General features: G+C 43.6%; 20 protein-coding genes. 9 read left to right on the top strand and 11 right to left on the bottom strand.

Annotated elements, in window-relative coordinates; all coding sequences use genetic code 11:
• Positions 1 to 38 precede the first annotated feature (38 nt).
• The 4 genes from rnpA (at position 39) to G509_RS0118155 (ending at position 3,527) form a co-directional block, all read left to right on the top strand.
• Positions 39 to 422 carry a ribonuclease P protein component gene (rnpA, locus tag G509_RS0118170; protein WP_026992842.1) on the top strand — a complete coding sequence of 128 codons (384 nt, stop codon included), beginning with the start codon at positions 39 to 41 and terminating at the stop codon, positions 420 to 422.
• Positions 423 to 492: 70 nt separating this feature from the next.
• Positions 493 to 1,350 carry a DUF4349 domain-containing protein gene (locus G509_RS0118165; RefSeq protein WP_026992841.1) on the top strand — a complete coding sequence of 286 codons (858 nt, stop codon included), beginning with the start codon at positions 493 to 495 and terminating at the stop codon, positions 1,348 to 1,350.
• Positions 1,343 to 2,983 carry a S41 family peptidase gene (locus G509_RS0118160; RefSeq protein ID WP_026992840.1) on the top strand — a complete coding sequence of 547 codons (1,641 nt, stop codon included), beginning with the start codon at positions 1,343 to 1,345 and terminating at the stop codon, positions 2,981 to 2,983. Before G509_RS0118165 ends, G509_RS0118160 begins: the two co-directional genes overlap by 8 nt.
• A gap of 46 nt (positions 2,984 to 3,029) precedes the next feature.
• The gene (locus tag G509_RS0118155; RefSeq protein ID WP_026992839.1) at positions 3,030 to 3,527 is read left to right on the top strand and encodes a DUF2947 family protein; all 498 of its coding nucleotides are present in this window, start codon (positions 3,030 to 3,032) and stop codon (positions 3,525 to 3,527) included.
• Positions 3,528 to 3,662: 135 nt separating this feature from the next.
• Here the strand turns inward: G509_RS0118155 and G509_RS0118150 are convergent, their stop codons facing one another.
• On the bottom strand, positions 3,663 to 4,016 hold the full coding sequence (locus G509_RS0118150; protein ID WP_026992838.1) for a hypothetical protein: 354 nt from the start codon (positions 4,014 to 4,016) through the stop codon (positions 3,663 to 3,665).
• Positions 4,017 to 4,058: 42 nt separating this feature from the next.
• Between G509_RS0118150 and G509_RS0118145 the strand changes: the two genes are divergently transcribed.
• The 3 genes from G509_RS0118145 to G509_RS0118135 all read left to right on the top strand — a co-directional run bounded on the left by G509_RS0118145 (position 4,059) and on the right by G509_RS0118135 (position 7,907).
• A complete protein-coding gene (locus G509_RS0118145) occupies positions 4,059 to 4,910 on the top strand; it encodes a sulfurtransferase (protein ID WP_026992837.1) in 852 nt (283 codons plus the stop codon).
• A 196-nt stretch (positions 4,911 to 5,106) separates the two neighbouring features.
• Positions 5,107 to 7,092 carry a KUP/HAK/KT family potassium transporter gene (locus G509_RS0118140; protein ID WP_026992836.1) on the top strand — a complete coding sequence of 662 codons (1,986 nt, stop codon included), beginning with the start codon at positions 5,107 to 5,109 and terminating at the stop codon, positions 7,090 to 7,092.
• Complete coding sequence (locus tag G509_RS0118135; RefSeq protein ID WP_026992835.1) at positions 7,092 to 7,907, top strand: OmpA family protein; 816 nt, start codon at positions 7,092 to 7,094, stop codon at positions 7,905 to 7,907. The genes G509_RS0118140 and G509_RS0118135 overlap by 1 nt, the downstream gene beginning before the upstream one ends.
• Before the next feature lie 181 nt (positions 7,908 to 8,088).
• Here the strand turns inward: G509_RS0118135 and G509_RS0118130 are convergent, their stop codons facing one another.
• The 10 genes from G509_RS0118130 to G509_RS0118085 form a co-directional block, all read right to left on the bottom strand.
• Positions 8,089 to 8,850 (bottom strand): LytR/AlgR family response regulator transcription factor, encoded by a 762-nt coding sequence (locus G509_RS0118130; protein WP_026992834.1) that lies wholly within the window; start codon positions 8,848 to 8,850, stop codon positions 8,089 to 8,091.
• Between the two features lie 496 nt (positions 8,851 to 9,346).
• Positions 9,347 to 10,390 carry a sensor histidine kinase gene (locus G509_RS0118125; protein ID WP_026992833.1) on the bottom strand — a complete coding sequence of 348 codons (1,044 nt, stop codon included), beginning with the start codon at positions 10,388 to 10,390 and terminating at the stop codon, positions 9,347 to 9,349.
• Positions 10,383 to 11,600 (bottom strand): ABC transporter permease, encoded by a 1,218-nt coding sequence (locus G509_RS0118120; protein WP_026992832.1) that lies wholly within the window; start codon positions 11,598 to 11,600, stop codon positions 10,383 to 10,385. Before G509_RS0118120 ends, G509_RS0118125 begins: the two co-directional genes overlap by 8 nt.
• A gap of 296 nt (positions 11,601 to 11,896) precedes the next feature.
• The gene (locus G509_RS0118115; protein WP_026992831.1) at positions 11,897 to 12,643 is read right to left on the bottom strand and encodes an ABC transporter ATP-binding protein; all 747 of its coding nucleotides are present in this window, start codon (positions 12,641 to 12,643) and stop codon (positions 11,897 to 11,899) included.
• Between the two features lie 228 nt (positions 12,644 to 12,871).
• On the bottom strand, positions 12,872 to 14,122 hold the full coding sequence (locus G509_RS0118110; RefSeq protein WP_026992830.1) for an efflux RND transporter periplasmic adaptor subunit: 1,251 nt from the start codon (positions 14,120 to 14,122) through the stop codon (positions 12,872 to 12,874).
• Between the two features lie 9 nt (positions 14,123 to 14,131).
• Positions 14,132 to 15,448: a TolC family protein gene (locus G509_RS0118105; protein ID WP_026992829.1), complete on the bottom strand. Its 1,317-nt coding sequence runs from the start codon at positions 15,446 to 15,448 to the stop codon at positions 14,132 to 14,134.
• Between the two features lie 594 nt (positions 15,449 to 16,042).
• Complete coding sequence (locus tag G509_RS0118100; RefSeq protein WP_026992828.1) at positions 16,043 to 16,489, bottom strand: GNAT family N-acetyltransferase; 447 nt, start codon at positions 16,487 to 16,489, stop codon at positions 16,043 to 16,045.
• Complete coding sequence (locus tag G509_RS0118095) at positions 16,486 to 17,463, bottom strand: DUF4837 family protein (RefSeq protein WP_026992827.1); 978 nt, start codon at positions 17,461 to 17,463, stop codon at positions 16,486 to 16,488. Before G509_RS0118095 ends, G509_RS0118100 begins: the two co-directional genes overlap by 4 nt.
• A gap of 21 nt (positions 17,464 to 17,484) precedes the next feature.
• On the bottom strand, positions 17,485 to 19,224 hold the full coding sequence (locus G509_RS0118090) for a lytic transglycosylase domain-containing protein (RefSeq protein ID WP_026992826.1): 1,740 nt from the start codon (positions 19,222 to 19,224) through the stop codon (positions 17,485 to 17,487).
• 92 nt (positions 19,225 to 19,316) lie between these two features.
• A complete protein-coding gene (locus G509_RS0118085) occupies positions 19,317 to 20,507 on the bottom strand; it encodes a phosphoglycerate kinase (RefSeq protein ID WP_026992825.1) in 1,191 nt (396 codons plus the stop codon).
• 398 nt (positions 20,508 to 20,905) lie between these two features.
• Here G509_RS0118085 and G509_RS0118080 point away from each other — a divergent pair, with 398 nt between their 5' ends.
• Both G509_RS0118080 and G509_RS0118075 read left to right on the top strand, forming a co-directional pair.
• Complete coding sequence (locus tag G509_RS0118080; protein WP_161627186.1) at positions 20,906 to 21,475, top strand: peptidylprolyl isomerase; 570 nt, start codon at positions 20,906 to 20,908, stop codon at positions 21,473 to 21,475.
• A gap of 40 nt (positions 21,476 to 21,515) precedes the next feature.
• Complete coding sequence (locus G509_RS0118075; RefSeq protein ID WP_026992823.1) at positions 21,516 to 22,664, top strand: DNA polymerase III subunit; 1,149 nt, start codon at positions 21,516 to 21,518, stop codon at positions 22,662 to 22,664.

Raw genomic sequence — 22,664 nt, 5'->3', positions numbered from 1 at the left:
AAAAAATCGAATCAAAAAAAACCTGTACCTTTGCACCAATGGATCAAAAAAGCTTTACCTACCCCAAACAAGAAAAACTAAAAAGCCGCACTACAATAGGCCTTTTATTTACCGAAGGCAAATCGGTATCCAAGTACCCGTTGCGTTTGGTGTACATTCCGGCGCCAGAGCCGCAGGAAGGCATGCTCCAGATGGGCATATCGGTCTCTAAAAAGCACTTTAAGCGCGCTACCGACCGTAATTACTTTAAACGCGTTTTGCGCGAAACCTACCGCCTTAATAAGCATTTGCTGTTAGATAAGCTCGATAAGCCCTACTCCATTATGTTTTTGTACCAAACCAAAGACAGGCTTAGTTACGAAGACATCAACACCAAGACCATCCAGATCTTCGAGAAATTTTTAGTGCAGGAAGGCCTGTAAACCACTATATTAAAAGCATTGTACTAAGTACAAGGTGTTTTGCGTTGTAGGTTTAAATCAACCAACCACCATGAAAATCACCATTTATACCCTAATGCTGCTGCTCGCGCTTACGGCGTGCCAAAAAAGCGAATCTGACAATACCGTAAGGGCTGCTTCTGTTGCCGAGTTTAAAGAAATGCCGGCATCTGAAATACAAAATGCACCGCCACAGCAAGCCGATGATAATGCTTCGCCACTACCTCCTCCGGGTCAGGATGGCACCTACCAGTCTAAGATCATAAAAAATGCCAACCTTAATTTCGAAACGCCCGATATTAACGCTACCGCACGTAAGGTTCAGGATGCCGTTACAAAATACAAAGCCCTTGTGTTAAGCGATGTAGAAAGTAAAGACAACTATACCTTATCGCGCAATATTACCATCAGGGTGCCATCGGCCGCTTTCGAAAATTTTGTGGCCACCATAAGCCAGGGTGTTACGTTTTTTGACCGGAAAGAAATTTCATCTCAGGATGTTACCGCACAATTTGTAGACTCCGAAGCACGCCTTAAAACAAAGAAAGTGCTCGAAGCCCGCTACCTCGAACTCCTAAAAAAGGCCACCAAAGTATCTGAAATGCTGGAGATAGAAGGCGAGCTCTCTAAAATACGCGAAGAGATAGAAGCTAACGAGGGCAACTTAAAATACCTGCAAAGCCAGGTTGCCATGAGCACCATTGTGCTCGAATTTTACAAACGTACCGATAGTGGCGCGGGCACCACGGTATCGTACGGGTCTAAAATGGGCAATGCTATTAAGAGCGGCTTTTACGAGCTGTCAAGTTTCTTTTTGGGTATGCTCAATATATGGCCATTTATCCTTATTTTCGTAATTGTGTTTATCATCATCCGAAAAAAAATAAAGAAAAGAAAAAACCATGCTTAATAAACTAAAGAAAAAATATGTGCTGCCGGTTGTTGCTGTGGGGTTTCTGTTTGTTGGGGCCAGCTTTAAAGACGATTTTTTTGAGATCGCCAAGCAAATAGAAATTTTTACCACGCTGTTTAAAACCGTTAACACCAATTATGTAGACGAAACCAACCCCGGGCAGCTTATGGATAAGGCCATTAAAAGCATGCTGGCCGACCTGGACCCCTACACCAATTATTTTAACGAGGCCGATGTAGCTAAATTTAAAATTAACAACACCGGAGAGTACACCGGCATTGGTGCGCTTATTACCCGTAAAGAGGGCAAGCTGATTATTAAAGAGCAGTATAAAGATTACCCTGCCGATAAAGCGGGCCTTAAAGCCGGCGACGAGATTATTGAAATTGGCGATATTAAACTGGCCGACTTTAAAGAAGATGCCAGCGAGCTGCTTAAGGGGTCTAAAAACACTAAAATTGCCATAAAATACCTGCGCCAGGGCAAGCCCTATACTACAGACCTTGTTTTAAGCGAGGTAGACGTTAAGGCCGTGCCGTATTTTGGCCTGGTAGGCAAAGAAACCGGCTATATTGTACTGTCGCAGTTTAACGGTAAGGCTTCCGCCGAAACCAAAGCTGCCTTATTAGACCTTAAAGGCCAGGGCGCTAAAAACATTATACTGGATTTAAGGGGCAACCCGGGCGGGCTGCTAAACGAGGCCGTAAACATCTGCAACCTGTTTATTCCGCAGGGCGAAATTATTGTTACCACAAAATCCAAGAACGAAAAATACAACAACACCTACAAAACCACTAAAGCGCCGGTAGATACCGAGATTCCGTTAGTGGTACTGGTAGACGGCAAGAGCGCCTCGGCGTCAGAAATTGTTTCCGGGGCCCTTCAGGATCTGGACCGTGCCGTTATTGTGGGCAGCAGGAGCTTTGGCAAGGGGCTTGTGCAGCGCCCGTTAGACCTAACCTATGGCACACAGGTAAAAGTTACCATATCGCGCTATTACACCCCAAGCGGCCGTGGTATCCAGGCGCTGGATTATACCCATAAAGATGCCGACGGCAAAGCCATACGTATAGACAAAGCCAACTACAACGCCTTTAAAACCCGTGCCGGCCGTACCGTGTACGATGGTGGCGGTATCTTGCCCGATGTAGAGCTGGAAGAATCTAAACAAAGTGCCATTGCCGATGCCCTTGTGCGCAAAGATGGTATTTTTAACTACGCTACAGAGTATTACTATAAAAACCCGAATTTAGGCACCAAGACCCCAACGGTTAGCGATGCCGACTTTGAGGCTTTTAAAGCCTACCTTAAAAAAGAGAAATTCGAGTTTGATACCGAGACCGAAAAAGCCCTTAAAGAAACCCTGGTAGTAGCCAAAAAAGAAAAGGTTGATGCCAGCATTGCCACCGAGTACCAACAGCTGCTTACCGCCCTGCAGCGCAGCGAAGAAAAAGAGCTTACCGCCCACAAGCAGGAAATAAAGCAACTGCTTACCGATGAGCTTATAAAACGCTACCAGTACAAAGAAGGCCTTTACAGGTACTACGTTACCAGCAACCCCGAGATACAAAAATCGGCCACCCTGTTAGGTAACGCCACAGAATATAAAAAGATATTGACTAAGAAGTAATATCAACCCCATCCTGTAACCGGATGGGGTTTTTTATAAGGATGCAATGAAGATTTACGATTTTAACGAATTAGCAAGTAATACCATGCCAATGGAGGATTTTGAGTTAAACTGGCGATTTGACGATGAAAAATACGATAAGCTACCCGAGAAGGATCTCAGGCTGATCAAGCCTTTAAATCCTGTTGTTTCAAAATTTTTATGGGATTATATTTCTAAATCAGGATTACACTCTGATATTCCGTTTAAAAAAGATTATTTCGAAACAATAGAGCAAATTACGATTACTGCTGATAATAAAAAGGATGTCAAAAATTGGCTTTACCAGTGCGATCTTCCATTAGATAATCAGGTCTGCCTATCATGGCTGCCCACAACTGCTATAATGATACCCTGGAAGCTATTTATCCAATATTTTGACAGCTTTTACTATTCAGTCAGCGATGACCTTACAATTGTAGATGAGAGTTTAAGCTGTGCGCTGTTTTTTCATCATTCAGGTGAAATATATTTCGGGAGAACAACCAATTTTACACCAATTTAAATCCTATAGGCACTTGCTACTACGTTACCAGCAACTCAGAAATACAAAAGTCTGCCACGCTGTTAGGTAATGCCACAGAGTCCAAAAAGATATTGACTGAGATGTAAAATCGAGGTTGTTAAATTGAGCTTTTATTTAAACTGTTTTTGGTTTTATAAACAATAGTATTAATGACCAAATTTGAAATAAGCTAACAATGACAGTTATAATTCCATTTAATGGATATTCTTTAAGGTAAGCAATAGTTGCCGGTAAACCCAGCAAGCCAAACAGGAATAAAAACAATAATACATATTTTATCCACTCTTTACCCATTCTTACAAGTATCCCAATACCTATCAATATTCCTAAAGTAAGAATCTCAATACATATCACAAATGCCGATGAAAATATATCCTGAGAAAGTATCGCGTTGATCAGTCCCAGTGCAGTCGATATAAAAATAAGGTTAGATGATTTTATGTAATTTAGATTCGAAGATATTTCCATTTAATTTTTTTTGCAAATATAGATTTAACATAGTACTAAAAAATGAATTTCAATAAGATTCCCTCCCCCATCATCCAGCCCGAAGAACTTATAACTGCTTCCGCAGCAATTATATTGATAGATGCCAGTGCCGGACCCAACGCTCCAGAAAATTACGCCAAGCAACACCTTGCCGGCGCGCTGTATGTAAACCTCAACACCCAGCTTGCCAACGTTCCGGCCAATGCAGGTAACGGCGGCAGGCACCCGTTGCCGTTACCCGGGCAGTTTGCACAAGTATTAGGCCAACTGGGCATTTCGGCACAAAGCCATGTAGTAGTTTACGATGATAAGAATGGTGCCAACGCAGCGGCCCGCTTTTGGTGGATGCTCAGGGCAGCAGGGCACACCAATGTGCAGGTGCTAAACGGCGGTTTTCAGGCGGCGGTTGAGGCTGGGTTTCCTGTAAGCAGCGGTACAGAGCAGCCTCAGCCCACAAGCCCCTACCCTTTTACACACTGGCAACTGCCTACTGCCACGATTGACGAAGTAGAGGCCGCTGCCGCAGATATAAACCACATGGTTATAGACGTTAGGGATGCCGACCGCTACAACGGCCTTACCGAGCCTATCGACCTTATAGCCGGGCACATTCCAGGGGCAGTAAATATTCCGTTTTCCACCAATTTAGATGATAACGGTTTGTTTTTATCGGCTACAGCCTTAAAAGATAAATACATAACTGCCTTAGCGGGTACAGCACCCGCTAAGGCAATAGTACATTGCGGCTCTGGCGTTACGGCCTGCCACACCATTTTGGCTATGGACTATGCCGGGCTACCCCTGCCAAAATTGTACGTAGGTTCGTGGAGCGAGTGGTCGCGCAGCAATAAAAAGCTGGTAACTAAGCCTTAAAAAATTTAGGGTAGTATGCAGGCCTACTGCATTATAGTCAAAAAGCCTATAAGTTGCTAACAAACATTATAATTTAGATAATAAACAGCAACATAGGCGTACGAAACCTGCATTTTCGTTATAAAGTAAATATTAGGCACTAACAATGGCTATTGATTTAAAATCTTGTAACTTTGTTGTTTAATTCAATCTTACTGTGAGTCACAAAAACCTTAACAAGGTAACTGTAGGCGGACTATTAGTTACATTGGGTATTATTTACGGAGACATTGGTACGTCGCCATTATACGTAATGAAACCACTAATAGGAGACCATCCTATAGTACCGGAAATTGTACTTGGTGCTTTATCCTGTATTTTCTGGACACTTACACTGCAAACCACCCTAAAGTATGTTGTGCTTACACTGCAGGCAGACAATAAGGGCGAGGGCGGTATATTTTCTTTATACACCCTTGTAAAAAGGCTTAAGAAAAAAGGGCTCATTATACCGGCCATACTGGGCGGTAGCGCCTTGCTTGCCGATGGTATTATTACCCCACCCATCTCTATATCATCTGCCGTAGAAGGGCTTAAAATGTACAAACCGCATTTAAATACCGTGCCTATTGTTATAGGCATCTTGTTTGTGCTTTTTGTTATCCAAAAATTTGGGTCGTCTATAATAGGCAAGTTCTTTGGCCCCATGATGCTGCTTTGGTTTGGTATGCTGGGCATACTGGGCATTATACCTATGTTCGAAAACCTTGCCGTATTAAAAGCACTTAACCCCTACTATGCCATACACTTACTAAGCATACACCCCGATGGGTTTTATGTATTGGGCTTTGTGTTTTTATGTACCACTGGTGCCGAGGCACTTTACAGCGATATGGGCCACACCGGCCGCAGCAACATTAGGGTAAGCTGGGTTTTTGTAAAAAGCATGCTGGTTATAAACTACTTTGGCCAGGGCGCTTACTTAATAGAGCATTCGGGTAAAACACTTAAAGCACTAAGCACCAACCCGGGCATACCGGCCAACCCGTTCTACCTTTTAATGCCAGACTGGTTCCTTCCTTTTGGTATTGCCATTGCCACATCGGCAGCGGTTATAGCCTCTCAGGCCTTAATTAGCGGTTCGTTTACGCTTATAAGCGAGGCCATGCGCCTTAACTTCTGGCCAAAAGTGTCGATAAAATTCCCGACCGAATTAAAAGGCCAGATCTACATACCGTCTATCAACTGGCTGTTGTTCTGGGGCTGTGTATTTATAGTACTCCATTTTGAAGAATCGGGCAACATGGAAGCCGCCTACGGCCTTGCCATTGTGCTTTGTATGATAATGACTACCACCCTGTTGGGCTACTATATGGTTATGAAACGCTACAACAAGTTTTTTATACTTGCCGTTATAGCCGTATACTTTACCATAGAATTCTCGTTCTTAATTGCCAACATGAGCAAGTTTAACCACGGTGGTTATGTATCGCTTATAATTGCCGGTATGCTGGCCGCCACTATGGGCGTATGGCATGCAGCTAAGAGAATACGCAGCGAATATACAGAGTTTACCAAGATAGACAACTACAAAAACGTACTTGCCGAGCTTAGTAACGATGACACCATACCCAAATATGCCACCCACCTGGTGTACATGACCAACGCTAACCTGGGCGATGAAATTGAATCTAAAATTATCTACTCCATACTGCAAAAAAGGCCTAAACGTGCCGATATTTACTGGTTTGTACACGTAAATGTGGTAGACGAGCCATACCGTATGGACTACCGCGTTAGGGAAATTATGAAGGACGATGTTATACGTGTAGACTTTTACCTGGGCTTTAGGGTGCAGCCGCGTATTAACCTTATGTTTAAGCAGGTAGTGCGCGATATGGTTAAAAAAGGCGAGGTAGATATTACCAGCCGTTATTTATCGCTTAACAGGAACAATGTAATTGGCGATTTTAAGTTTGTAATTATAGAAAAATTCCTGTCGTATGATAACGAGCTGCCTTGGTACGAGCGTATAATTTTGGATATTTACTTTATGCTTAAAAAAGTGAGCCTTTCTGAAGGGCGTGCTTTTGGGTTGGACAGCAGCTCGGTTAAAGTAGAAAAATTCCCTATTGTTATACACCCGCCTGAGGATATCAGCCTGTGCCGTATAGACGACCCTTACCATAATCATCATAGCTAATGACACGTGTTTTGTATTTATTGCTACTCATGCTCCCGCTTGCTGTACAGGCGCAGGAAGAAACAGTTTATTCGGTTTACTTTGAGTTCGATAAATATAACCTTGATGCCAAGCAGGGCAACAATGTGGTGGCTTTTATTAAGGCCATAGACACCGCCCGCATAGAAACCATACAGATATATGGCTATTGCGACGACCGTGGCAAAGATGCCTATAACTTTAAGCTGTCTAACAACAGGGCCAACACCATTAGAGATACCCTTACCGGCCGTGGCATTAAAAACAAGATTATTGTTACCATAGAGGGCAAAGGCCGTATCTTACTGGAAGAAGATATAGACAATGTTAGCGAGGCGCGCTCCAAGAACCGCCGTGTAGACGTTGTGGTAAACTTTAAGCCGGTACCCCCGCCAAAACCTGAGCCCGGTTTTTACACCGCCCTAAAAAAGGACCTTATTGTAGGCGACCGCATTTACCTGGAAAATATTTTGTTTGAACGCGGCAGCAGCAAGCTAACCGCCAAATCGCGGCTGGAGCTCGAAAAAGTAGCCCGCCTGCTGCAAAAATACAAGAACCTTAACTTCGAGATACAGGGCCATATTTGTTGTACGCCATCCTTCCAGAAAGAAGCCATAGACAAAGATACCCGCAAGCGCGAACTCTCTAAAAACAGGGCATTTACCGTTTTTAAATTTCTCGTTTCCAAAAAAATAGCCTCTATACGTATGACGTATAAGGGCTATGGCAACACCCAGCCCCTGGGCAAAGGCACCGAGTACGACAGGCGCGTTGAGCTTGTTATTACAAAGGCGTAGAGTTTCTCATTTTTGTCATTCAGAGCGCAGTAGAAGAATCCTAAAAAGTTAAGAGATTCCTCCTTCGTCGGAATGACACAGCCTGTACCCTATCCTACTTTGACACAGCGCGGGAAAACTGTAAACTGTAAACTGTAAACTGATCACTGCAAACTGCAAACTGTAAACTGTAGACCGCCCCCTAATCAATAGAATTATCCTTAATAAACTCCTTAAAGGCAGCCTTATACTGGTCGGCAACAGTAATCCGCTCTTTGTTGATGATAACCTGGTTACGCTCAATAGTCTCCACTTTATCTAACGATACAATAAACGACCGGTGAATACGCATAAACTTATCTGCAGGCAGGTCTTCTTCCAGCGCCTTCATGCTCATAAGCGTCAGTATGGGCTTAGGGTTGCCTTCAATCCAAATTTTAATATAATCCTTAAGCCCTTCAAAATAAAGCACCTCGCTTAGTTTTATCTTAAGCTGCTTGTATTCCGACTTTACAAAAATAAACTCCTTGTCCTGTTTTGCAGGTGCGGGTGCAGCTACTGCAGTAGCCGCCGGTGCTGCCTGCCCCTGGTTATTAACCAGTGCGAACCATTCTTTTGCGCGCGTGGCAGCGTTATAAAACTCATCAAAGCCAAAAGGCTTCATAAGGTAGTCCAGTGCTTCGGCTTTAAAGCCATCCAGGGCATATTCGTTAAACGCGGTGGTAAATATAACGCGGGTAGTCTTTGGCAGTGTTTTAGAGAGCTCCAGGCCGCTTAACTCCGGCATCTGGATGTCCAGGAAGGCTAATTGCACATTGCCACCGTTAATAGCCTCTAAAGCTTCGAAACCGTTGCTGCATTTTTTAACCAGCTCTAAAAACGGCGTTTTTTGCACATAGCTTTCCAACAGGTTTAGGGCCATGGGTTCATCGTCTACAATTATGCATTTTATTTTAGTAAGCATACCGGGTATAATTTTAACTACAAGTTAGTGAATTTTATTTTTGATGGAACATAGCGGATCTAATGGAACGCGGATCTTACGGATGCTATGCAGCGCGGATTGCCCGTAGAGACGCATTGAATGCGCCTAAAGTACTTATTGGCATTGCCTCGTTTGAAAGACCTTACCCCCAACCTCTCTAAAGGAGGGGAGCGTGGAGACGTATACTGTTTGGTTATATAATTAAAATAGCGATAAGAACAGTTGAGTGAAGCTGCCCCCCTCTCCTTTGGAGAGGGGCCGGGGGTGAGAACTACAACCGTACTATCTTTCTTTTATACCCTGAGTACAGTACAAAACCACCCCGGCTTTCAGCCACCCCTCCAAAGGAGGGGAATGCCACGATTGCTGCAAAAATGCATCATTTACAAGCCCTGACCACCACAAAATACGTAACCCGCAGTGCTATGAATCACTGCGGGCTAACCAACAAATAACCAATCTAACAATAAAAACTTTAATTTTTTATATCTATTTGCAGCCGTGCTATAAAGCTGTCTCCATGGGGTTCGGCGGTAAACGTATATCCCCCGGGATAGATAAGCTGCAGGCGTTTTTTAATATTTTGCAAGCCAATGCCACTACCGCTCCTGTCGGTTTCATTCTTGGGCAGGTTCCTGTTTTTAGTTTCAAAAATAATGGTGCTGCCCTCCATGTGCAGCGAAAAAACAATTTCCTGTTGCTGCGTGGCCGACACTCCGTGTTTAAAGGCGTTTTCGATAAGTGGCACAAACATTAAGGGGGCAACCTGCAAATTAGGTGGCAGCGGCATAAAATTGGTTGTAATAACCGTATTGCCCGATGTGCGCAGCTCCATAAGCTCAATATATTTTTGAATAAATTCTACCTCTTTGGCAAGGCTTACGCGTTCGGTATTTGATTCATACAGCAGGTACCTCATCAGTTTGCTCAGTGCCAGTATGGTTTCTTTAGCCTTATCGGGCGAAAGGTCTACCATTGCATAAATATTGTTGAGCGAGTTAAAGAAAAAATGCGGCTGCAACTGGTAGCGCAAATGCTGCAACTCCGACTCCAATCTTGCATTCTCGGCCTCTTTTTTCTCAGCTTCGGTTTTAATCCAGCGCTCAAATATCTTGAGCATTACCGCAAATATTACCGGTAGTATAAACGAGAGCGCATCTATATAAATAAAAAAGCTCATGGGTGGCCCCTCGCCTTTTGGCTTTCCGGGCATGCCATCCGGGTAAAAATAGTCGCGGGTTACAACACGTATGCCTATAAACAGGGCAATAATAAAAACGTTGATAATAAAAAACACCACTATCCTTTTGGTATGCAAAAACCGGTCTACCAATACAAAATAGTTAAAGTAAAACAGCACGGCATACAACGCCAGGGGTATCCAGGAACGCTCTACCAGCATGTGAATTTCAGACGACTGGCCTGATGATAACAAATACGGCAGGCTAAAGAGCACTGTCCACACCAAAAGATGCAACAGCGGGGTGTAATACTTTTTGTTTTTAAACAGTTTATTCATAACGTAATGCGGTTATAGGGTCTAACGCTGCGGCTTTTTGCGCAGGATACCACCCAAAAAATATACCCGTTACGGCACACACGGCAAACGATATTACTATACTAAACATAGTAACGCTTACCGGCCAGCCCAAAAAGAACGAGATACCCAGGGTAGAACCTAAACCCAAAGCTACGCCAATTATCCCACCTGTAATACTGATTATTATGGCCTCGGTTAAAAACTGAAGCAAAATATCGTTGCCACGGCCCCCTACGGCCATTCGCAGGCCAATTTCGCGGGTGCGCTCTTTTACCGATACGTACATAATGTTCATAATACCAATACCCCCAATTAGCAGCGATATACTGGCAATGGCAACCAGCAACACAGTAAGCATCTCTGATGTGGAGCTGAACATCGTTATTAATTCCTGTTGCGAGAACACGTTAAAATCATCCTCCTGAACATCCGTCAGCTTATGGTTGGCGCGCAGTATTTTGGTCATTTCGGCTACAGCCTTATCGGCATCCGCCTCGCTGGTAGACGATGTTACTATCGATTGTAAATACGTAACCGCCAATATCCTTTTTTGCACGGCAGTGTAGGGTGCCAGTATTACGTCGTCCTGGTCCTGACCAAAGGTATTCTCACCCTTTTCGCCCAGTACGCCAATAACTTTAAAGGGTATGCTGTTAAAACGGATGGTTTTGCCAATTGGGTTTTCATCCTTAAACAAATTATCTACCACGGTTTGGCCTATAACAGCCACTTTGGCAGATGATTTAACATCGTCATCGGTAAACATAATGCCATCTTTAACATCCAGCACCCGTACTTTTAAATACTCCGGTGCTACGCCATAAATGGTAGTGGGCCAGTTTTTTGCCCCGTTGATAGACTGCCCGCTGCTGTTTACCAGTGGCGACGTATTCTCTGTATATTTCGATTCTTTTTTGATAGAAGCCAGGTCGGCCATGGTAAGCGACTGCATCGTGCTGGGGTCCTGCCTTACTCCGCCCTGCATGCCGGCCCCGGGGCGAATGGTTATCATGTTAGAGCCCATACTCGATATTTGCGATTTAATGCTCTCTTTAGAGCCCTCGCCAATAGCAAGCATAGCAATAACCGATGCCACCCCTATTATAATGCCCAGCATGGTTAAAAACGCACGCATTTTGTTTAGCGTAAGCGCCTTAAAAGCTATTTTTAAAAGATTGGATATCTTCATGGTTATTATTTTAATTGTGCTTTTATGGATGATTCATCACTTGCACAAGACTATATGTTCACTCACAACTTTGTAACTCTGTTACTTTGCAACTTTGTAACTGTTTAAAACGGGATCAACAAAGAACACAAAGCCCTGTGTGTAAGGCCCTGTGCCCTTGCTTTTCCCTCAACTAACAATGTGAACAGTAAAAAAATATGAACGTTTTATGTAATCTGTTTTAATGAGCAGCCTATCGAAAAACTTTGAAACTCTGCTACTTTGAAACTTTACTACTCTGCAACTCTGCAACTTTGCTACTCTTCGACCTCCACCGGCAACTCCGCCAGCGATTTTGCGGCATTTTGTATGTTTAGCACCGGGGCATCTTTAGTAATAACACCATCTTTAAGTACTACAGTACGGCCGCTAAACGTAGCAATATCGGGCTCGTGGGTAACAAAGGCAATGGTTTTGCCCTCGCTGTTAAGCTTTTGGAACAACGCCATAATCTCGTAAGATGTGCGGGTGTCCAGGTTTCCGGTGGCCTCATCGGCTAAAATAACTACCGGGTCGTTTACCAAAGAACGGGCAATGGCTACCCTTTGCTGCTGACCTCCCGACAGCTGGCTTGGGGTATGATGTAAACGGCCCGATAGTCCTACCAAATCTAAAGCATGAATGGCCCGTTCCTGCCTTTCTTTTGCCGATACCTTGTTGTTGTACAACAAAGGCAGCTCTACATTTTCTATGGCTGTGGTGCGCGGCAGCAGGTTGTACGACTGGAAAATAAACCCAATCTTCTGGTTCCTGATAACCGCCAGCTCATTACGGCTTAGGTTTTTAACCGCTATGCCGTCTATTTCGTATAATCCGTCAGACGCCTGGTCCAGGCAGCCCAATATATTTAGCAACGTACTTTTACCCGAGCCGCTGGTGCCCATAATGGTAACAAACTCGCCCTGTTGTATAGAAAAAGAAATCCCTCTTAAGGCACGCACAATCTCGTCGCCCATTTTAAATTCCCTCTTAAGATCCTGTATATTGATGATGGTCTTGCTCATAATTTTTTGGTTTTTGAAACCTGTAAGATTCGGTTGGCATTCCCCCCAGGGCGATGCCCCGGGCTAATATCTTGAACCCTTTCAGGGTTACCAGGATTGCTGTACATTGCATGCCTCAATTTAAACTGAACACTGAACACTGAACACTGAACACTGAACACTGAACACTGAACACTGAACACTGAACACTGAACACTGAACACTGAACACTGAACACTGAACACTGAACTACTTCCTCTTCCCCGGTGGCTTAGGCATAAACGGGCTGGACGAATCTCCGCCTGCGGCAATTTCTACGCCCGCTACCGCAGCCTCTAACGATGTGGCAACCTCATCGCCGGCATTAAGGCCACTTATAATCTCGTAATTAATGCCGTCGTTCTTGCCCACCTTAACCTCTTGTGGGCGAATGCCTTTTACATCCTTAACCCAAACGGTTTTAATATCTTTATTCTGAGGGGCTTTTTCGGCTGTAGCCGATGGCATTGCGTTTTCTCCTACCAATGGTTCAGATGGCTGCGGTACACCGCCGTTAGCGCCGTTATATTGCTGCACCAGTTGTGCATCAGGCTCAAAACTAAAGGCTTTGGCCTCTAACGTAAGTACATCTTTAAGCTCCATAGTATAGATAGAAACAGTAGCCGTAAGGCCCGGTTTAAGTTTTTCGTCGGGGTTATCGGCCTTAATAATAACCGTATACGTAACCACGTTAGATGTTACCGTGCTGTTTAATCGCACCTGCGTAACCTGCCCGTTAAACTCTTCGCCTGTAAAGGCATCTACTGTAAACACCACACGTTGCCCCACCTTAACATTGCCTATATCGGCTTCATCTACATCGGCTTCCACCTGCATTTGTTTCAGGTTTTGCGCTATGGTAAACAACGTGGGCGTGCTGTAGCTTGCGGCCACGGTTTGGCCCTCATCTACATCTTTGCTTAGCACTACGCCGTCTATGGGCGAATATATATTGGCATAGCCTAAGTTTGTTTGCGCCTTTTTAAGGTCGGATAGTTTTTGCACTGCCGTGCCCTTGGCGGTATTAAGGTTGTATTCGGCTTCCTGATAATCGGCCTTGCTAATGGCACTGGCCTGGTACAGCTCTTTTTGCCTGCTAAAAATAGTTTGCAGGTAATGCTGCTGGTTAACAGCCACATCATAAGCCGATTTTGCCTGAGACAACAGCTCCTGTAGGTTCTCTTTATCCAGCTCGGCAATCAGCTGTCCGGCCTTAACCTGAGAGTTATAGTCTACATAAATTTTCTCTACAACGCCAGATACCTGTGTGCCTACCTCAACCTGTCGTGTAGCCTCTATGGTTCCGGTAGCGGTAACTACGGTGCTAACATTGCCCTTTACCACTTTGGCGGTTTGCAATGCCAGCGGCTGTTCTTTTTTACTAAACACAAAAAAGTAAAGTAGCGCCCCTACTGCTGCCAATAGTACAATGCCTGTTATTATTTTGGTTTTATTGCTCATGGTTTCTTGTTATATTTTTATTGCGTTACCCTGGTAAAACTGGAGTAGCTGGTAGTATAAAGCGCTGGAAAATTTTGTTTGCAGGTACTGCTGCTGTGCCGTTTGGTACGTGTTTTTGCTTACCAGCAAATCTGTTGCGCTAAGCGATCCCAGTTCTGATTTCTTCTGAGCCATCTCGTAGGCCATTTTGCTCGATGCCTGCAATGCTTCGGCAGCCTGCATTTCGCTTTGTACCGACACCGCATTTTGCCAGGCGCTTTCTATCTTTAAATACAATTGCTTGGAGGTAGATTTTGCCGTTAGCTTAGACTGCTCTATAGTAATCTTGGCCTGCTCTACCGCGCCCTTGTTCTGGTATTTGCTGAATATTGGCACGCTTAACGACAGCCCCGCCGTTTGGTAAAAGTTGTTGTCTAACTGTGCAGAAAAATTATAGCTCTGCGTGTTGGTGTACCCTGTGTTTAACCCGGCATAGAGGCTAAGTGTTGGCAGGTAGCCTGCTTTGGCCTTCTTAAGGTCGTAAGTAGCAATATCTGTTTGCAGTTTAGCGCTTTTTACCTCGGGCATAGCCGCAACAGCAGTTTGGTATACCTGCTGCAAATCCGGAATAATAATCTTGCTGTCCGGCAGTTCCGGCGTGGCAACTTCAAACTCAGCGCCCGGCTCTAATTCCAATAATTGTTTAAGGGTTATTAGTTGCTGACGGTAATTGTTTTTTGCCGTTACCACGCTGTACTGGTCGTTGCTTAGCTGCGTTTGCAGGTTGGCTACCTCTATACCGGCTAACGACCCTGCCTTAAACTTGGTGTTGGCCTGGTTTACCTGCTCCTGAGACGAAGCCACAGCATTCTCAGCCACCGTAATGCCTTCCTTGTAGTACAGGGCCTGCAGGTAAGCCTGCGTTACGCTAAGAATGATGCTGTTTTTAGCTTCGCTGACAAAAAATTCATTTTGCCTGATCAATAGCTCGTTTTGCTTAATAGTGTTGTTTATGTAGTTACCGTTATAAAGCGTTACCTGCGCCGTAACCCCCAACGATGTACTGTGTACCATCTGGGTTACAAAGTTGCTGGTAATAGGGTCTATACTGGTACCATTATTCATGTTTTGCTGCGCCGATGCACTAAGGCTCGGAAACCTGGAGTATTTAGATTGTGTGTAGGTAACCTCTGCACTCTGTTTGTCGAACTCGCTTGCCTTAATGGTAATGTTGTTCTCTGTAGCATAGGTTAAACAGTCGTCCAGGGTCCAGGCTTTCTTTTCCTGTGCAAAAACTGCCTGCGAAACCGTAAGCAGTAATAGCGATATGTTTAGAAGAAATTTCATTGTTGTCCCTGATTTATAGTTCAAAGTAACAACAGGAAACTACCTTAAAAAGAAGCTAATAGACGTTAGGCTCAATTGTCTATACTAAAACATGATTTTTATCGACGGAGGATTTTGGGTTGGTGTGTTTTTATCGTAGAGACGCATTGAATGTGTCTTAAACAAAGTAATAGAAGACGTTTGTAATTTGAGTGAGCACACAAGAGTGAAGCAAAGGCCTTAAACTTTGTTGCGTTAAGCAAAATATAAGTTGAGGCGTTAAAAATCATTTGCTGTTTGAGCGCAAGCGAGCCTGCCTGCCGGTAGGCAGGTTCAAATGATTTAGCCCAAGCTTATATTTTGTAGCATAAAAAGTTAGAGCCTTGAATTTTTGGTTCTTTTGTTTCAAGACAAAAGAACAGATAACCACCCCACAGGAGGATGCCAATCAGTAATAAAATTTATATTCGGCTAAAGCCAAATATAAATTACAACAGATTATGGGAGACGCATGCAATGCGTCTATACAAGCTGCATAGCACGTAAAATCCGTGGAAATCCGCGATTGCCAGCATCCGCGACATCCGCGTGCCATTTTACACGCAACGTGGAATTTTACCCCTTGTGCATCCTGATATGCGGAATATCATCTTCCAGGTAGCCTTCGCCATCCTGCACAAAGCCGTGGCTTTCGTAAAACTTTTTAAGGTATAATTGTGCCGATATGGTTATGGCCATTGTATTATAATGCTCTTCTATCCCCGCAATAGCGGCCTGCATAAGGTTATGGCCCCATTTGCGGTCGCGATACTCTGTATTAATAACCACACGGCCAATGGAAGCATTATCAAAATAATAACCCGGGCCAAAAAGGCGGGCATAGGCTACTATATTACCCTCATAAACGCCTAACAGGTGCAATGCCTTCGCATCTTTACCGTCAAGATCTGGATATACACAGTTTTGCTCTACTATAAACACGTCGCTGCGCAATTGCAGGGCTTGGTATAGTTCTGTTACAGAAAGCTCGTTAAACGGCTTTATTTTAAATTGTATGCTCATTGAAATTTAACCGACTTAATTATAGATTCGAGGTCGATGATAAGATCGCGCTTAGGCGATGACGGACTGTATATAAACCCTTCGATTATCAGGTAGCAGGCGTGCTTATCATCGCGTATGGCGTAGTTAACAAAAGGGCCGTTCATAAAATCATTCTCCATTTCCCAGTTGCCGCGCGTTTCAAAAGCGCGCTTATCGTTAAAACCGGTCATGAACAGGTAGGGCGAATAGGCCTCTTCGGTAACCATAAAGGTGCCCGACTCCTGCCCGTGTATGTATAAACTGCCAATAGAATCGCGCATTTTTATAATGTTGGCCGCGATTTCTTTTTTGTTTTCTATGGTAACATAAGGCACTTTATAAAAAAGTATGTTGGTGTTACCCCCGGGAATGTCTTTTTTAAGCCACATAAAGTCGCCGTTCTGGAGGGCGTATTTGTAACTGGCCGGCATTTTAATACTGATGCCGTATTTGGCTGCAAAGGCCGATGTGTTTAAAAGCCCAGCCTTTTCGTTGCGCTTTTGGTTTTCTACTACTTCGGTTTGCCTGATTATGCGAATCATCTCATCAGCATGCATCTGGATCTGTTTTAAGATCTCATCAACCGTTTTACCGGTAATGGTAAACATATTTTGCGGCTTGCAGCTGCCATCCTGCTTAGTCTTGAACCCTTTTTTTGGGCCTTTGTCTATAACAATAATGTTGCGGCCGTTTTTAAGGTCGCCGCTAAACGACTGCTCGTGGTACTGGTTAAGGGTAAACAGCGGTTCCTCCTGCGTTAGGCCATCTACCGGGGCGGCAAATTTTTTACGCAGGCTGTCGCCTACCTCGCCATTCCAAAGCACATCGCTAATAATAATGGAGATCTCGTTAATATCTCCCGCCGACTGCCCGTTGGCATCGGTAGCTTTTTTACACGAAAAAGTGCAGCAAATAATTACTATAATAGCTATTATTGGCTGCACCTTTTTCATAAAAAATATGTTGTTAGGCATTTAGTTAACGTCGCCTACTTTCAGTGTCATTCCCGGCTTAATGCTTTCGCCGTTAATTTCGTTCCACTTTTTAAGGTTCTCAACAGTAACACCCGGGTGTTTTCTTGCAATGCTAAAAAGCGAATCGCCTTTTTGTACCACATACATCCTTGCCTCTGCATAACTTGCTTCGCGGGCACGTTTAGATGCCGCAGCAATAGCCGATTTTGGCTCTGCAGCCGGTTCGTCGCATACGGTAGCTTCGGCAACATCGTTATCGGCTTCTGTAGCAGGAGCCGCAGTTGTCTTTTCTTTTGTTGGCTTGCTAACCTCTTTAAAGGCAATAGCTTCTTCGGTAACCACCGGCACTTTAATAATGCTGGTTTTCTGGATCTTTAGCTTTTGGCCTGCCATAATATTGTTGCCTTTAATCTTGTTCCATTTTCTAAGCTCGGCAACAGTACAGTTATTTTTATCGGCAATTTCGCCAAGGTTATCACCACGCTTAATTACATAAGTCTTGGTAGTAACGGTGCTTTTCTTTTTGTATGAAGATGCCACTGCTTTAGAGCTTCTTGCCGGTGTAGAATCTGCCGATGCAATAGCGGTTTCTCTATCAATGCTAAAGTGTGGTTTTTCTCTCTTGCTTTCTTCGTGGTCTATAAAAGCATAAAAGGCATTTTCGTTAGAGGTTAATAACCCAATTTTTTCTTTAGGAAGCCTTAAAAAGTGGGCTTTCTCTTTAGTGTACGGTATAACATCCAGCTTGTAAATAGGGTTTAAAAACTGTAGTTGGTTAACCGGCACATCTAACAACTGGGCAATTTGCTTAAACGACATTTGGCGTTTTACCATAATGGTATCGGTCTCAAAATACGTAAGCGGTGCTTTTTTAGCCTTAATACCGTGTTCTTTAGCATATTCGTAAATATACATGGTAGCTAAAAATGTAGGGTTGTAAGCCTGTGTTTCTTTAGGAAGGTTTTTACGAATGTTCCAGTAGTTTTTGTAGGTACCAGAACGGCGTATGGCTTTGGTAACGTTACCCGGGCCTGCGTTGTAAGAGGCAAGAACAAGGTCCCAGTCGCCAAAAATGTTGTAAAGGCTGCTTAGGTACTGGCAGGCAGCTTCGGTAGCTTTTAAAGGGTCGCTGCGCTCATCTACATAGCTGTTAACCTCAAGGTTGTATTGTTTACCCGTTGGGTACATAAACTGCCATAAGCCTGTAGCGCCTACCCTTGATTTTGCCCTTGGGTTAAGAGCCGACTCTATAACAGCTAAATATTTTATTTCTAAAGGCACGTTGTACTTGGCAAGGTGCTCTTCGAACATAGGGAAGTAATATTCTGATATGGCCATCAAGCGCTCGTAGCTTTTTGGCCTGTTTTTTAAGTACGCTTTAATAATATTCTCCAGTCCTTTGCTGTACTCAATGTTAAAAGGCGACTTGGCATCTAATTTGGCAAGCCTTTCTTTAAGCAATGGGGTCGACAGGCTGTAATCTACCTCTTCATCAGGGTTAATCCTGGCCAGGTCTTCCTGCATGTTGCTAAACAAGTCTTCGTTATTAAGCTCGTTTAGCCACAGGCTGTCTATTTTGGCCATTTGCTCGTTGCGAACAAAGGTAGATTTAAGCGAATCAAGGAACGATAATTTAATTTCGGGCCTTGCGGCCGATATGTCTGCCTGCGCACTTTCCTGGGCGAAAACCCCAGCCGAAAGCATAGCAAGTACTAAGGACAGTGTTCTTTTTTTATTCATAATTTACTCTTTAGTAGTTAAATTACAACGTATTGCAAAGCAACAATGTTAACTATAACTTTGATTTTTTAATTGTATTGTAAACTTTAACACTATGCCTCTAAAATGGCAGCAATGCCGGGCAGTGTTTTTCCTTCAAGCATTTCGAGCATGGCACCACCACCGGTAGAAACATAGCTCATTTTATCTTCAAGGCCAAATTGTTTAACAGCAGCCACCGAGTCGCCACCGCCAACAAGCGAAAATGCGCCTTTCTCAGTAGCTTCGGCAATAAAATTACCAAGGGCAATAGTGCCTTTAGCAAAGTTTTCCATCTCAAAAACCCCTAATGGGCCGTTCCATAAAATTGTTTTAGACTCCAGGATAACTTTTTTAAAGTTCTCAAGGCTTTTAGGACCCGCGTCCAGGCCTTGCCATCCGTCCGGAATTTCCCTTACATCAACAACCTGTGTATTGGCATCGTTCTTAAAGCCATCGGCAGCAATAACGTCTACAGGAATATGTACCTGTACATTCTTTTCTTTGGCTTTAGCCAAAATCTCCAGGGCAAGTTCCTGCTTGTCGTCCTCGCAAATAGAGTCGCCAATCTTGCCGCCCTGTGCCTTAATAAAGGTAAAGGTCATACCTCCGCCAATAATCAGGTGGTCTACTTTATCAAGAATGTTCTCGATAACCGTAATTTTAGAAGAAACTTTGCTACCGCCCAAAACAGCAGTAACCGGTTTCTCGCTATTTTTTAAAACTTTGTCAAGGCTTTCGATCTCCTTAGCAAGTAGCGTTCCAAAAACTTTATCTTCAGGAAAATAATTTGCAATAATTGTGGTCGATGCATGCGCACGGTGTGCGGTACCAAAGGCATCATTAACATACACATCGCCAAGCTTGGCTAATTTTTGGGCAAAATCGGCATCGCCGGCCTCTTCTTCTTTATAAAAACGAAGGTTTTCCAACAGCAATACTTCACCCGGCTTAAGGTCTGCCGAAGCCTGCTCAGCCTTAGCGCCAATACAGTCGTCTACAAACTTAACTTCAACGCCAAGCACTTCAGATACTTTGGCAACAATATGCTTAAGCGAGTATTTTTCTTCAACACCCTTTGGCCTGCCAAGGTGCGACATAAGGATAACGCTGCCGCCTTCCTGTAAAATTTTATCGATGGTTGGTTTAGCAGCTTCAATACGGTTAGCATCGGTTACCTTAAAGTTCTCGTCTAACGGAACGTTGAAGTCTACTCTAATAACTGCTTTTTTATCTTTAAAATTAATATCAGAAAGGGTTTTCATAAACTGTGTTTGCGTTTGTTTAAAATATGTGGAAAGGCAAATATAGTTTTTTTTGTTAATAAATAGCCAACATATTGTTGACAAACATTTCTATATTTACAATAAAACATTGTAAAACAAAGGCTTATTGCTGTGTTAAATTTTTTAATGTGACGTGAAACCGTACAAATTTGTAATAAGATTTTTTGATTGGGGATGAGCGAAAACGATTAAGCTACTGCGTTTAAAGTTTAATGCTATGCGTTTTTAGCGAGGACAATAGATTTGGAGTTTAATTTTGTATGCGTAAGACTAATAATTAGAAACGCTAACCAATGTGGCATTTATCAAGACAGGTTTATATTTATAAATTGCACCACAAAAAATACTATTTTTACCACCCTATTAAAACCCCAACAATGAAACACTTACTCCTATTTCTTTTGCTGCCGCTGTGTAACTATGCCCAAACAAATTTGATGTCTAAAGAGGAGGCTAACAAGTATTTATATGATAAAAGTACAAAAGTAGCCATTACACACATTTGTGAGAAACAACCCTACTACCCAATAGTGAGCCCTTATAAAGAAGGCGAATTTATTGAGAAGGATGGCAGGATTTTACAGGTTACCAAAATTGCTAAAGACGAAACGTTTTGCGTTGCCTATATTTTTTTAGACGGAAGCAAACTTTCTGAAAAAGAGATAGCAGACGTAAGAGAAGAAATTCTTAAAAAACACAAAGAGGGTGCAGCGTTTAAAGATCTTATAAAACAATATAATACCGATGGCAACCCTAACTCTGAATATTTTTCGTTTTCAGAAAAAGGTATTGTACCGCAATTTACAGCTGCCGTTAAAAGCCATAATCCCGGCGATGTTTTTACTATAGATGTGCCTCAAAAAAAATGGTATTATGTAGTTATGCGTCACGCCGATAATTTATTACCGGTTTACGTTACCCGATCGGCGGCGCTTCCTAAAAAGTAAAACATAAACGTCATCTCCTAAAATCTCCTATATTTGCCCCATGCTTTTTTCAGAAATTTTAGGCCAGGACCACATAAAGAGCCATTTGGCCACCAGTGCCAATAGCGGCCGTATACCTCATGCCCAGTTATTTATAGGCCCGGAGGGCAGTGGCACCCTGCCGTTGGCCATAGCCTATGCCCAATATATTTTATGCGCCAACACCAATGGCGAAAACAAAGAGGGCAACGCTGCCTGCAACCTTAAATTCCAGAACCTGTCGCACCCCGATTTGCATTTTGTGTTTCCGGTGGCGGCCAACAGCGAGGTTAAAAGCCACCCCGTTAGTGCCAACTTTTTAAAGCACTGGCGCGAGTTTGTAGCCGAAACCCCTTACGGCAGCCTGTTTGACTGGTACAAAAAAATTGACATTGCCAATAAGCAGGGCCAGATTGGCGTTGATGAGGCTACCGAGATCGTTAAGGCCTTATCGTTAAAGGCTTACGAAGGTGGTTACAAGGTGATGATTATCTGGATGGCCGATAAAATGAATACCGCCACGGCCAATAAACTGCTGAAGCTTTTAGAGGAGCCGCCCCAAAAAACGGTATTTTTACTTATTGCCGAAAGCGAAGACGATTTGCTGCAAACCATACTCTCCCGCTGCCAGGTGCTGCATTTTAATGCGCTGCCGGAGCAGGTTATTGCCGACGGACTTGTTACCCGCAAAAATGTAGAGCCTAAAACGGCACTTAAAATGGCGCACCAGGCACAGGGCAACTACAACAAGGCGCTTCACCTGCTGCATAAAACCAACGACGAGCTGCCTTTTGAAGAGTGGTTTGTTATGTGGGTACGTGCCGCCTTTAGGGCTAAGGGCAACGCCGCCGCCATACACGACCTTATTGCCTGGAGCGAGCAAATTGCCAGTATTGGCCGCGAGGCGCAAAAGCAGTTTCTTAATTTTTGTATCGATATGTTTCGGCAGGCACTGCTTATCAACTACAACGCTAAAGACCTGGTTTACATGGAGCCAACGGTTGAAAAATTTAAGCTCGAAAATTTTGCCCCTTTTGTAAACGGCAGCAACATTAGCGATATTTTTAAAGAACTTAGCGATGCCCTGTACCATATTGAGCGCAACGGTAATGCCAAGATTATTTTAACCGACCTTTCTATAAAACTTACACGTTTAATCCATAAAAAATAG

The sequence above is a fragment of the Flavobacterium subsaxonicum WB 4.1-42 = DSM 21790 genome, from assembly GCF_000422725.1.
GTDB lineage: Bacteria > Bacteroidota > Bacteroidia > Flavobacteriales > Flavobacteriaceae > Flavobacterium > Flavobacterium subsaxonicum.
The sequence above is the reverse complement of the archived record's forward strand: the minus strand, read 5'-3'. Positions and strand labels throughout refer to the sequence as shown.